The organism is Bhargavaea ullalensis, assembly GCF_042432615.1.
GTDB classification, from domain to species: Bacteria; Bacillota; Bacilli; order Bacillales_A; family Planococcaceae; genus Bhargavaea; species Bhargavaea ullalensis.
On sequence record NZ_JBHLWY010000001.1, the window covers coordinates 25,271 to 37,879 of the forward strand.

The 12,609-nt window shown below is 57.9% G+C and carries 10 protein-coding genes; 4 read left to right on the forward strand and 6 right to left on the reverse strand.

The genetic code is table 11. The annotated features are described in order from the left end of the window. Positions 1 to 26: 26 nt before the first annotated feature. The gene (locus tag ACFFIY_RS00115) at positions 27 to 1,670 is read right to left on the reverse strand and encodes a DUF2075 domain-containing protein (protein ID WP_354197989.1); all 1,644 of its coding nucleotides are present in this window, start codon (positions 1,668 to 1,670) and stop codon (positions 27 to 29) included. Positions 1,671 to 1,837: 167 nt separating this feature from the next. On the opposite strand from ACFFIY_RS00115, the gene ACFFIY_RS00120 reads away from it, so the two are divergent. The 3 genes from ACFFIY_RS00120 to ACFFIY_RS00130 all read left to right on the forward strand — a co-directional run bounded on the left by ACFFIY_RS00120 (position 1,838) and on the right by ACFFIY_RS00130 (position 4,618). After that, the gene (locus ACFFIY_RS00120; protein ID WP_354197991.1) at positions 1,838 to 2,917 is read left to right on the forward strand and encodes a LytTR family transcriptional regulator DNA-binding domain-containing protein; all 1,080 of its coding nucleotides are present in this window, start codon (positions 1,838 to 1,840) and stop codon (positions 2,915 to 2,917) included. Between the two features lie 154 nt (positions 2,918 to 3,071). Beyond that, positions 3,072 to 3,920, forward strand: coding sequence for an ABC transporter ATP-binding protein (locus ACFFIY_RS00125; RefSeq protein WP_354197994.1), 849 nt, complete (start codon positions 3,072 to 3,074; stop codon positions 3,918 to 3,920). After that, positions 3,917 to 4,618 (forward strand): ABC transporter permease, encoded by a 702-nt coding sequence (locus ACFFIY_RS00130; protein WP_376837120.1) that lies wholly within the window; start codon positions 3,917 to 3,919, stop codon positions 4,616 to 4,618. The genes ACFFIY_RS00125 and ACFFIY_RS00130 overlap by 4 nt, the downstream gene beginning before the upstream one ends. Before the next feature lie 210 nt (positions 4,619 to 4,828). On the opposite strand, the gene ACFFIY_RS00135 is transcribed toward ACFFIY_RS00130, so the two are convergent. From ACFFIY_RS00135 to ACFFIY_RS00145, 3 genes are all read right to left on the reverse strand, one after another. Next, positions 4,829 to 6,418, reverse strand: coding sequence for an MFS transporter (locus ACFFIY_RS00135; RefSeq protein ID WP_435521453.1), 1,590 nt, complete (start codon positions 6,416 to 6,418; stop codon positions 4,829 to 4,831). A gap of 45 nt (positions 6,419 to 6,463) precedes the next feature. Beyond that, a complete protein-coding gene (locus tag ACFFIY_RS00140; protein WP_354198000.1) occupies positions 6,464 to 8,380 on the reverse strand; it encodes an ABC1 kinase family protein in 1,917 nt (638 codons plus the stop codon). A gap of 175 nt (positions 8,381 to 8,555) precedes the next feature. Beyond that, positions 8,556 to 8,975: a VOC family protein gene (locus ACFFIY_RS00145; protein ID WP_354198002.1), complete on the reverse strand. Its 420-nt coding sequence runs from the start codon at positions 8,973 to 8,975 to the stop codon at positions 8,556 to 8,558. A gap of 1,025 nt (positions 8,976 to 10,000) precedes the next feature. Here ACFFIY_RS00145 and ACFFIY_RS00150 point away from each other — a divergent pair. Beyond that, positions 10,001 to 10,987: a nuclease-related domain-containing protein gene (locus tag ACFFIY_RS00150; RefSeq protein ID WP_354198004.1), complete on the forward strand. Its 987-nt coding sequence runs from the start codon at positions 10,001 to 10,003 to the stop codon at positions 10,985 to 10,987. Between the two features lie 299 nt (positions 10,988 to 11,286). Here the strand turns inward: ACFFIY_RS00150 and ACFFIY_RS00155 are convergent, their stop codons facing one another. Continuing rightward, complete coding sequence (locus ACFFIY_RS00155; protein ID WP_354198006.1) at positions 11,287 to 11,484, reverse strand: hypothetical protein; 198 nt, start codon at positions 11,482 to 11,484, stop codon at positions 11,287 to 11,289. A 120-nt stretch (positions 11,485 to 11,604) separates the two neighbouring features. Continuing rightward, the gene (locus ACFFIY_RS00160; RefSeq protein ID WP_354198008.1) at positions 11,605 to 12,567 is read right to left on the reverse strand and encodes a 2-hydroxyacid dehydrogenase; all 963 of its coding nucleotides are present in this window, start codon (positions 12,565 to 12,567) and stop codon (positions 11,605 to 11,607) included. Between the last annotated feature and the right edge of the window lie 42 nt (positions 12,568 to 12,609).

A 12,609-nucleotide genomic window follows, 5' to 3' on the forward strand; every position in this document is an offset into this window, starting at 1 on the left:
CGGGGGCGCGGCGGATGAATGCGGGATCACTTCTCGTCTCTCTCGCGCTGATCCGCGAGCAGTTTTTTCCTCAAAGTTTCATTCGCAGCATAGAGGAATAGGCCTTTTACGCCGCGTTTCATCAAGACATTGATCGAGTTTAACACGATTTTCTCCTTGGCCTGTTGCACATCGGCAATGCCGTCCGTCCCGGTGTAAGCGCCTTTGTCCATGTATTTCTCCGGATCGATGACGAGTTCATCCCGGGATTCATCATATTGAACGGAAGGGCCCAGGACCACGCCGACATAGTTGAGATCAAAGCCCTGCACTGTGTAGATGGAGCCCGCTTCGTTGACCGTTTCCGCTTTTTCCGCCCATGTGTATTGTGTGCTGGTCGTGTTCCACGGCATCCGGTATTCGCCGTTGGATTCGCTGATGTAGTAGGTCTGCCCGTCTTTTTTGTGCAGGAAATCAAACGTCGACACCACCCGGCTCAGCCCATGCTCCTGATTTTTTTGGATGATGGCGCTGTGCATTTGTTCCAGCGTCTGAAACACGCGAAGATCATAGCCGTCATCCTCCGGCATGGGGAGCAGCTGTTTCCTTTTAAAGGCATTGATCCAGCGGAGAACGTCATCGTTGGCCTGCATCCGGAATTGATTGGTCAGCTGATACTCTTCGTGGTGGGCGCTCAGCCGTTTCAGCTTTTCCAGAAGCTCTGCGCTCCAAAGGCTTTTGAGTTTCAGCACCTGGTCCTGATCGTAGATGACCACGACCACTTTCGCCTTTTTCAGCAGCTCTTCCAGCTGGTTGTTTCCGTGGAAGTTGTTGTAGGCGTCGGGTTTCGTCAAAAGCAGATGGGCTTCATCCACAAAGATGATATCTGCACGGCCGTCTTCTTTCTGCAGCCGGTTAATCAACGACGTCGGCTTCGTGAAATTTTTCACCTTCAGATGTTTGACCTGCTTGGCGATTCCTTTGTACGTCTTGAGCATCTCTTCATGGTTGACCACCAGGTAATTGTCCTTGCCGTAAAACTCGGAAGACGGTTCCGCGGTCTCTTCCTGAATGCTGTTGAAAATTGAACTGAGGACGACGCTTTTTCCGACGCCGGCCTCCCCTTCCACGACGAGCAGGCTTCCGTATTCACCCGGATCGGTCTGCACCTGCGCGCGGCAAAACGCCATCACCCGGTCTTTCAGGTCCAGCTGCTCGAGTGTGAGCTCCTTGAACGGGGACAGCTTGAAGATGTCTTTGTTTTCCACTTCGTGGAGCTGATGATCCACCAGCTTCTCTTCATGCAGCTTCCGCCAAAGTTCTTCAAACACATCCCGGTCGTAAAAGGGCTTGTTGTAATAGTTGTGGGTGAAGTCGCTCGCCGTCTTGCTTTTGTTCTGCAGCTCATACTTTTCATCACCCAAAAAGTAATTGATCAATTTGGTTTCCAGGTGGAACGTGGCAGACCGGTTGAATCGCTCATGCTTGATCAAATGAATCTGGTCCAGGTTCCGCCTGCTTTTCAAATGGGCTTTCATCCGATGCTTAAAATAAACCGTTTCGCCGATATACGCTTCTTTTTTGCCGTTCAACAGATAAATCACCGGGTAGTTCAAATAGCTTTCTTTGTTATTGATCCTGTTGATCGCCTTTTGCCGGAACGGCCACGTCAAAATCTCAATCGCCGACATTCACTCACCCGCTTTTCGGACATGCTGTTGAGTTTAGTATATCAATTGCAGGAAGACATTGGGCTTTTTCTGCCGGTTGCCGGTTGCCGGCTCCCCCCTATTGCCGCCCTCCCCGTCTTTCATTAAACTGGTAGAGAGAATTCAGACGACAGCAGGGGGATGACAACATGGCGGTGCTGGAGTTCCGGCAGGTGGAGAAGTCAGCGGGAAATTCGGTTGTGTTTCCGCGGTTTGATTTGAGTGTGGCGGCGGGCAGGATCACGGCGGTGCAATGTGATCATGAGACCGGGCGGCTGCTGATCGGGATGGCGGCGGGCGTGGAGCCGGTGCTGCACGGGGAAATCCGGTTTTTGGAGGAGCCCACGAAGGGAAAGGCACGTGAGCTGGCGCGGAGGATCGGCGTGTTTCTGCTTGATGACGCGCTGTACGAGCGGTTGACGCCGGCCGAATATCTTCTATTGTTCCGCAATCTGTATGGAAGCGGATCGGCGCCGGCCGGTCTGCTGGGGAAAGTCGGGCTCGCCGACAAAGCACGGGTGCGCATCCGCAAGCTCTCCCATTCGGAAAGACGGCGGCTGCAGCTTGCACGGGCGATCGTGCATGAGCCGGACCTCCTGTTGCTCGAGGAACCGGAGCAGAACCTCGACATTGAAAGCCGGATCATCCTTCAGCGGGTGCTCGAGGAATTCACGGAAGCGGGCGGCGCAGTGCTGCTGACGACGAGCAACCTGGAGAACGCCGTCGCCATCAGTCCGACCGTCTACCGGCTGAATCGCGACGGTCTGAGAGGGATCGAGCTCGCGCCGGAGGAGACGGTCGAGGAAATTTCAGAGGAAAACCCTACGGTGGAAGAAGTGCCGAATACAGAAGAAGCCCCCGATTACGAGGACGGACCTTCCTCCATCCAGATCCGCTTCGACAAAGTGCCGGCCAAGGTGAACGACAAGCTGATTTTATTTGATCCGACGGAAATTGTGTTCGTCGAAAGCACCGACGGCGTGTCCATGCTGAACGTGAACGGCGAGACCTTCCCGTGCGCGATCACGCTCGGCGATCTGGAAAAGCGGCTCGTGCCGTTCGGGTTTTTCCGCTGCCACCGGTCGTATCTCGTGAACCTGCAGCGGGTCCGCGAAGTGATTACATGGACGCGGAACAGCTACAGCCTCATCCTTGAAGATCCAAATAAAAGCTCCGTTCCCCTCTCCAAGGGAAAGTATGCCCAACTGAAGGCGTTTCTCGGGATCTGAGCCGCTCCGGCCGGCCGAAAAGGGGCTCCATTCAGCCGCCCTCTGCTCCATTCACCCCTCCCTGCGCTCCTTTCGCCTTGATATTACTGCGTTTCCGATGAATCCGCGGTACATTAGGGTCAAGCAAACGACCACGGCGAAAAGGGGCGGAAACATGGAGAACATCATTGAGGTGCGCAGCCTCGTCAAATCATTCGGAAACAAATCAGCTTTAAAAGATGTGGATTTCAGCGTGCGAAAAGGAGAGACGATCGGCTTCCTCGGACCGAGCGGATCGGGCAAGACGACGACGATCAAGATTCTCACCGCACAGCTCGCACCGACCGCCGGCGAAGTCCGTGTGTTCGGCGAGCCGGTTCATTTATTGAAGGACCCGGCACGGATGAAGCGGATCGGGATTCTCACCGACAACAGCGGATTGTATGACCGGCTGACGGTCGCGGACAATCTCCGGCTGTTCGCGGATCTTTACGGAACGGACCGCGGAGAGATCCGGGAGGCACTGGAGATGGTGAACCTGATCGGCGAGGAAAAGACGCCAGTGCAGAAACTGTCCAAGGGGATGAAGCAGCGGGTGACGCTCGCCCGTGCAGTGTTGCACAAACCGGACCTGCTGTTCCTCGACGAGCCGACTTCCGCTCTCGACCCGGCGAACACCCGGCACATTCACGGGGGGCTGAAGGCGCTCAACCGTGCGGGCACGACGATTTTCCTGACGACGCATGACATGGAAGAGGCCGAGTCGCTCTGTGACCGGGTGGCATTCCTCCATGACGGGGAAATCCGGCTGTTCGACACGCCGCGGAATCTGCGGACGATGCAGGGCCGGCCGACAATTTCGGTGTTATTGAAGAATCAGCAGACGGTGACAATCGAGCCGGATGCCAAAGGAGCCGCTGCGATTGCCGGCTTCATGGAGCGCGGTGAGCTGGTGACGATCCACTCGAACGAGCCGTCGCTCGGCGATCTATTCGTACAGATGACAGGGAGGAACTTGGCATGATGACCTTTTCGATGAAACGCGTGAATGCGATCTTTATGAAAGACTGGAAAGACCTTCAGCGCAACGGATATGTGCTGATCACACTCGCCCTCCCCCTATTTTTCGCCGCCTGGCTCGGCCGGATCGGCGCCGGTGAAGGACCGCTTGCCGCCATGCCGATCACCTTCGCCCTCGTCATTGCCGGTGCATTCGTCCAGGCCGCGATGGTTGCGGAGGAAAAGGAGAAAAACACTTTGCGCGGACTGTTGCTGTCGCCGGCGAGCACGATGGAAATCCTGATCGGCAAAAGCCTGCTCAGCGGTGTCATGACGCTCGTCGTGATCATCGGATCGATCTTCCTGGCCGATTTCCGCGTCCCGTCCCTGCCGCTGTTCACGGTGAGCATCGTGCTTGGCCTCGTCATCTTCCTCGCAATCGGCACTTTGCTCGGCCTGCTGTCTCGCACTGTCATGGAAACGAGCATCCTCGGCATGCCCGTCATGTTCATCTTCGGCATGGCCGGCATGTTCAAGGAAATGATTTCGAATGAAACCGTCGTCACGGCGATCAACTATCTCCCGAGCGAACAGCTCGCGACGATGTGGGCCGGGATGGAAAGCGGCGAATCCGTCGGCGGCAACCTGCTCGTGCTGGCCGCCTGGGCCGCCGCCGCGGTCGTGCTGACAGTCGTGGTTTATAAAAAGCGTCGGATGGATTGATCGGAATGAAGGAAGAAAACGTTCGCCCCGGCGAGCGTTTTTTCTGATGAAGCCACTCGGAGGCCGTACGCGCTCACTCGCGGCCCGTATGATTCCACTCACGCCATGTACGCGCTCACTCGCAACTCCTATGATCCCACTCACCCACTCACCCACTCACCCACTCCCACCCCACAAAAAAAGAAGCCCCCGCAGGGACTCCTCCTTCACTCACACTTCCCCTTCCGCCTCGCGCGCCGCATCTTCGGCCGCGTCTGCACGGAACTTCTTCGCAAATACCACGACCAGCACGATGATCAAAGCCGCCATCACGGCAGTGGTCAGATAAATCGGGTCGTAGGCTTTATGGGCCGCCACGTTGAAGGCTTCGCGCAGGGCATCCTGCACGTCCGGAGACGGGATTTTCGCGATGCTTTCCTGGATGTTGCTGTAGCCGGCGCCCTGGATGCTGTCCATCGATCCGGGCGGCATGGTGCTCGGGTCGACGCCGTGTTCCTGCAGCTTCTCCGGGATGATGTCGCCGAGCTGGCTGAAGCCGCGCTGGATCATGGCGCCGAAGACGGTCGGCGAGATGGTGAGGCCGATCTGGCGCGCGACGCTCAGGGTGCCGAGCGCGGAGCCTTTTTGTTCGCCGGCCGCGTTGGATGTGAGCACGGTGAGCGGGGCGCCGAGGACGAATCCGAAGCCGATGCCTGCGATGACCGAGAGGATGATGAACATCAGTTTCGTGTCGGTGAAGAAGCTCAGGCCGCCGAAGCCGATGATCGAGATCACGCCGGACATAATGAGCGTGCGGACCGGGCCTTGCTTGTCGACGAAGTAGCCTCCGCCGCCTGCGCCGATGCCGGATGCGATGGCGAGCGGCGTCATCCAGTAGCCGGATTTGGCGGCCGGGATGCCGAGGATCTGTTCGGCGAACGACGGGATGAAGATGATCGCGCCGATGAACGTGCCGGACAGAAGCGCCATGATCATCGTGACCGAGTAAGTCGTTTTGCGAAGCAGGCTCACCGGCAGGATCGGGTCGACGTTGTGCTGTTCGCCGCGCTTTTCAGCGAAGATGAGCAGGGCGAAAATGGCGACGCCGAGCAGCAGGAGGCCGAGGACGCTCCAGTTCAGGAAGCTGTTGTTGCCAAGGTTGTTGATCGCGAACATGATGCTGAGGATCGAGAGAGACAGCAGCACGATTCCGAAGAAGTCGATCTTCGACAGGACCGGCACTTTCGATTCCTGCAGGGAGAAGATCCCGAAGACGATGAGCAGGATGCCGATCGGCACGTTGATGAGGAACAGCCAATGCCAGCTGCCCGTCAGGTCGATCAGGAAGCTGCCGATGTTCGGGCCGATGACCGACGCCATGCCGTTCATGCCGCCGATGAGTCCGAGCATGCTGCCCTGCTTTTCTTTCGTGAATGTGCTGATGACGTAGGAGCTCGCGATGATGAAGATCCCCCCGCCGCCAAGCGACTGGAACAGCCGGGCGCCGAGGAAGAATGCGAAGTTCGGGCTCAGCGCGACGCCGAGCGAGCCGATCGTGAAGATCGCGATTTCAATGAGGAACAGCTTTTTGCGGCCATACCGGTCGGACAGTTTTCCGGCGATCGGCGTCGCGATGGCAAGGCCGAGCGTGTAAAGGGTGATCCCCCATGTGCCGTGTGTGGCGGACACGTCGAACGACGAGTTGATCGTCGTGAGCGCCGCGGAGATGATTCCGTTGTCGAGCGCGGCCATGAACACGCCGACCAGGAGCACCACGAAGCCGAGGTTCATTTTTGAGTGCTTTTGGACTGCCGCCATGATTGCACCTCCTGGTGGGATTATATCCGGATAACGATTGAGTGGAATTTATTGCCTCCGGCGCATGCTCTGGATGGCGACCCGGATGAGCATCGTGACGCCAAGGCCGAGTCCGGAATAGCCGAACACGTCGAGGAACGAGTATCCGCCCGGTTCTTCGGACTGGGCGAGAAACAGTGCGCCGAGTGCGAGTGCGCCGAACGCGAATCCGACGAGACCCGTGAAGAACAGCGAGACGATGGAATTCATGAAGCGGACGTTCGCCTCGTCGGAAAACAGCGACATCCGGATCGTGAACCGGCCGTCTTCCGCCTGCCGGGTGATTCCTTCGATCCGCTTCGGCAGGGCTTTCAGCATCGGGATCAGGTTCAGCAGATCGTCTTCCATGCTGTCGAGCGCGGTCTGCTTGAGGCTGCTGAAGTTCATGATCGTCTTCATGTACGAGTCAAGCACGGCGGCGAGGTTGAAATTCGGATCGACCGTCTGCAGGCTGCCCTGCAGGATGATCAGGCTCCGGAACGCCGCGGCGACGTCCGGGTAGAACTGCAGCCGGTAGCGGCCCATGATTTCAAACAGGTCTTTCCCCATTTCGTCGAGGATGTCGCCTTCGAACGAGTGCTCCGCAAGGAACTGGCTGAGTGACTGCTCGAGCTTCCGCGAATCGATGTCATTGCTATTCTCGACGAGGCTTTTCACGCCGGTGACCATCGAATCTGCATTTTTTCGGATGATCCCGATCAGCAGCCACTTGAATCCGTTGCGCTGGATTTCCGACAGCCGCCCGACCGCCCCGAAATCGATGAACGCCGGCCGCCCGTTTTTCAGGATCAGGATGTTGCCGGGATGCGGATCGCCGTGGAAGAGTCCCTTGTCGAAAATCTGCTCGAGCATTTCCTGGAACAGTTCATTGGCCAGCTCCGCGCGCGCAGCCGGATTGTTCTGAAGCCGGCGGGCGGCCTTGCTGAGGCTCACGCCGTCCACATACTCCATCACGAGCACGTCCGTTGTCGAGTACTCCTTGAACGCGGTCGGAATATAAACACTCCCGCTCTCTTCCTTCTTCATCTGACGGAGGTTGCCGAGCTCATACGAAAAGTCGGTTTCCTCATGCAGCCCCTGGATGAACCCCTCCGTCAGCGAACGAATGCCGATCTTGCGAGCCCACGCCGTTCTCCTGGCAAGCAGATCCGCGAAGCTCGTCAAAATATGGACGTCCACCGCCAGCTGTTTGCGGAGCGCCGGCCGCAGGACTTTGACGATGACTTCCTGCCCGTTTTTCAGCTGCGCCCGGTGAACCTGGGCGATCGAAGCGGCGGCAAGCGGCTCGTCATCGAACTCGCGGAAGATTTCATCGACGGGGCGGCCGAGCTGGGTGCGGATCACTTCGCGGATCTGCTCGACTGGAACCGGCTCCACTTCTTCCTGGAGCCGGGACAGTTCTTCGCGGAACTCCGCCGGGAACAAGTCCGAGCGGGTCGACAGGAACTGGCCGAATTTCACGAACAGCCCGCCCGCCTTTTCCAGCGTATTGCGAAACGCGACCGCCATTTCCCGGCTCCGCATCTCCCGTCCCGGCCGGAGCGTGCTTTTCAGCAGGCCGTTTCGGGAGACGACCGCAAGCAGGTTCAAATAACGCAGCCGGGATGAGACGAAATAACGAAGCCGCGGGATGAGGCCCGGTGCGTCTTCCGGCTTGCCTTCCTGGGGCGACATCATCTCCAGAATCAGCGAAAACCCCATCGACACGACGACCAGTGTGATGAAGTAAAGGAATGTGTAATGGTCAAAATGGAAAAAGCGTGTTTCCGGCGGTGCGTTTCTCACATGGAACACGTAATAGGCGGCGCTCGAAAACACGAGCGACAGGACCGAGGCGATGAGTGCCTTCCCCCGAAGGTTTTCGCTTCCGATCAGCCGGTAGCTGATGAAACTGAACAAGACGAATAAGATGATGGAAACAATCATGGAATCCCCTCCAGCCGGTTTGCGGCAGATCCGCCGCGCCTTGCAGTACTTCTACCCGTCGCGCGTTGCGATAAGTCCATTGTAACGGGCGAAGTTGAACGGAAGATGAACGGAATGTTTCAATAAAGAAAGCTTCCGGACGGTGTGGACGGCCCGGAAGCTGTTGTGACTGATGTTATTTTAATTCGCGCGGCTGCTCATAGTTCAGATCCCACGTGAACCCGAACCGGTCCTCCACTTTCGCGTAAACGGCGCCCCAGAACGTCTCCTGCAGCTCCATCAGCCGGCGACCGTCCTCAAGGAGTCCCTTGTACAGACGCTGGATCTCTTCTTCTGAATCACAGTCGATCATGAACGACACACTGCGGACCGGAAACTCCGGCTCCGGCTCGGTAGAATCCGCCAGCATCAGCTCCAGGCAGGGACCTTTGAGATAACCGTGAATCAAATAATCCTCCGCCCCCTCCGGCGTCTGAAACTCCGCATCGCCGTACCGCTTCATCTCCACGATTTCGAGGTTGAACAAATCCTTATAAAACACGGCCGCCTCCGCCGCCCGCCCATGAAACATCAAATAAGGCATACACCGCTTCATCCCTATCGCCGCCTTCGATTGTCGTTGTGGGTAGTATACCCGGGAGAGTTGGGTGGGGTAAACATTTTGGGGTATTGGGGCGGGGGTTGGGTGCGTTCGTGGGGCGAGTGAGCGCGTTGGGGTGGTGAGTGAGCGCGTACGCGGGGCGAGTGGAATCATACAGGGGGTGAGTGAGCGCGTTGGAGGTGTGAGTGGAATCGTGGAGTTACTGCGCGGCGGCTGGGGGCTGAGAGAAGCTCGGAGGGCCAGTGAGCGCGTTGGCAGGGCGAGTGGAATCATACAGGGGGTGAGTGAGCGCGTTGGAGGAGTGAGTGGAATCATGGAGTTACAAGGCGGCTGAGAGCCGGAGAAGCTCGGAGGGCCAGTGAGCGCGTTGGCGGGGAGAGTGAGCGCGTTGGCGGGGCGAGTGAAATCATACAGGGGTTGAGTGAGCGCATTGGAGGAGTGAGTAAAATCGTGGAGTTACTGCAAGGCGCCTGGGGGCTGGGAGAAGCTCGGGGGGCCAGTGAGCGCGTTGGCGCGGTGAGTGAGCGCGTTGGCAGGGCGAGTGGAATCATACAGGGGGTGAGTGAGCGCGTTGGAGGTGTGAGTGGAATCGTGAGTTACTGCAAGGCGCCTGGGGGCTGGGAGAAGCTCGGGGGGCCAGTGAGCGCGTTGGCGGGGAGAGTGAAATCATACAGGGGTTGAGTGAGCGCGTTGGAGGTGTGAGTGGAATCGTGGAGTTACTGCGCGGCGGCTGGGGGCTGGGAGAAGCTCGGGGGGCCAGTGAGCGCGTTGGGGCAATGAGTGAGCGGATATGCGGGGCGAGTGGAATCATACAGAGGTTGAGTGAGCGCGTTGGAGGAGTGAGTGGGATCATGGAGTTACGATGGCGGTTCTGCTTCATTTTGAAGATTTGATTTTACGGCACTTTCGGATGCCAATTTTCAAATTTGGGATCGGAAAGTGCTTCATTTTTCAAAGTTGCCGGGTTGAATACCCTTGGGACTATAGCTGTGATATGGTTTTCGTAAGGGGGCGATGAGATGCAGGAGCGGCGATATCCGATTGATTTGGTGAGGGCCAGGCGGTCAGAGTTCCGTTTGGTCGCGGGGCATGAGAAGAAAAAGTTTTTTGGTGAGCAGGCGAGCCGGATCGAGGCCGGCTACAAAGGTGAGTTGGCAGTGGATCAGTATTTGCGGCACGTTCAGCTGCCCGGCTGGTGGACGGTTTTGCGGGATGTCCGCCTGGAAATCAGTCATAATTATATCGCCCAATTCGATACGCTGATCATCACGGAAAAAGGAATTTGGATTATCGAAGCCAAAATGATCCGCGGCACATTGCACTGGCTCGAGTACCCGAGACGGATCGAGAGAATCGAGCCGGACGGTACCGTATTGACATTTGATTGTCCCATCATTCAAGTGGAAAACCAGAAAGTCGCTCTCCGCAATTGGCTGCTGGACCGGAACCTGGATATTCCGGTGGCCGGCGTCGTCGCGTTTGCAACGAAAAATACCTGGATGAATCTTCCTGCCAATTCCACAATCATTTCCGTAAAAGAGCTCCATCATTACCTGAACAAGTCATTCAGGAACTTGCCGCTTGTCGAGAACAGCTTGGCAAAGTCGGCATTCATCCGAATCCATACGGAGCAGTTAGGGCCGGATTTGACAACTTCGGCTGAGCGGCATCATTTACTGAAAACAGATTTCCTCACTGGATTGCTATGCGACAACTGCGGTTCCGAACTGGATCGCGACACCCAACGGCAATACAGTTGCACCCGCTGCAGACGCGTCGATTCGGATGAGTCGATCGCTCGCGCTCTGCTCGACTATGTCCTGACAATCAAACCTGTGGTCACCACAAAAGAATTCGTCTCTTTCCTCAAAGTCGTTCCCGAAAGCACGGCCAGACGGCACCTGGGCAGTCACCTGGACCCGATCGGCTGGGGGAAAACCGCTGCCTATTCTTTCTGCGCGCTTCGCCATCTCCATAAAGATCGCCTGAAGAAGAGAGAGTCCTGACCCTATGATTCCACTCACCCGCCCTACGCGCTCACTCGACAGCCATATGATTCCACTCGCCCCCTCTACGCGCTCACTCAACACCTCTACGATTCCACTCACCCAATTAGGCCTCATCCCCAGGGACAAGGCCTCTCTCCTTATTGCCGCCCACACTCAAACTCCTATGATTCCACTCGCCCCCTCTACGCGCTCACTCAACCCACCTATGATCCCACTCACTCTCCTGCGGACTCCCACCCCCGCCCCCACTCACCCAAAAAGGCCCCGTCCCCCCGGACAAGGCCTCCCTCACTCTCTCACCGCTCACACTTAAATTCATACCCGCTCGTGAGCGGCTTGGTGATGGTCAACTCGTACTGCCCCCCGTTTTCCTCGCATCCCGAAATGAGGGTTTTGATTTCTTTCGTGTTGAAGTAGGTCATCAGCACGATCGTCAGGACGGCGATCAACAAGATCAGCCCGCCGACGAGGATGAATTTCTGGTTGGTGTTCATTTTCATTCAGCCGGTTCCCTCCACTTTCCTGCACACGCCCGCCCGCACGCGCTTTGGCTTCACTGCCGCGCCGATCCAGTAAATCAGCCCCGCGGCCAATAAAATCTTCCTTCGCATCGCTCACACCACCCGGTTGTCGGGCGTGCGGCCTTCCAGCCTGTCCGCAATCGCTTCGGCGTTCAGCTTCATCATGGCGAGCCGGGTTTCGATGCTCGCGCTGCCGATATGGGGCAGCGCGGTGACGTTCGGCAATTCGAGCAGCGGATGATCCTGGGCGATCGGCTCTTCCTCGAAGACATCGAGTCCCGCGGCCCAGATCTGCCCGTTCCTCAGCGCGTCGCACAGCGCTTCTTCATCCACGATCCCGCCGCGCGCGGCGTTCACGAGAACTGCGGTTTCCTTCATCAGCCCGAGTTCGCGTTCGCCGATCATGCCGCGGGTTTCGTCGGTGAGCGGCGCCAGGACAACGACGAAGTCGGACTGCCGGAGCAGGTCATCGAGCCCGGCGTAGCGGAATCCGTGCATGGATTCGGCTTCGGGTTTGCGTGTGCGGTTGTGATACAGCACGTTCATGTCGAACCCGCGGGCGCGGCGGGCGACCCCTTCGCCGATGCGGCCCATGCCGACGATGCCGAGCGTGGCGCCGAAGATGTCCTGTCCCGTGAAGCCCATCGGCGTCCACGATTTCCACTCGCCCGCGCGCAGCGCCCGTTCCGCCTGGCCGGTCCGGCGAGCGGCGGCGAGCATGAGGGTGAACGCGAGGTCTGCGGTCGTTTCGGTGAGGACGCCCGGCGTGTTCGTGACGGTGACGCCGTGTTCCTTTGCGGCTTCGGTGTCGATGTTGTTGTAGCCGACCGCCAGCTGTGAAACGATCTCCAGGTTCTTCGCCCGCTCGAGCAATTCGCGGTCAACTTCTTCCGACAGCATCGTCCAGAGCGCATGCGCTTCCTCCGCTTTTTCGAGCAGCACCCCGCGCGGGACCGGCTCGTCCTCGCTTGTCCACATGTCCACGTTGAACGATTCCCGCAGCGGCGCGACCGCCTCCTCGGGCAGCTTCCGCGTGATGTACACCGTCTTTTTCATGTCCCCCGTCCCCTTTCCTTGCCAATCCATTCAGCGAACAGC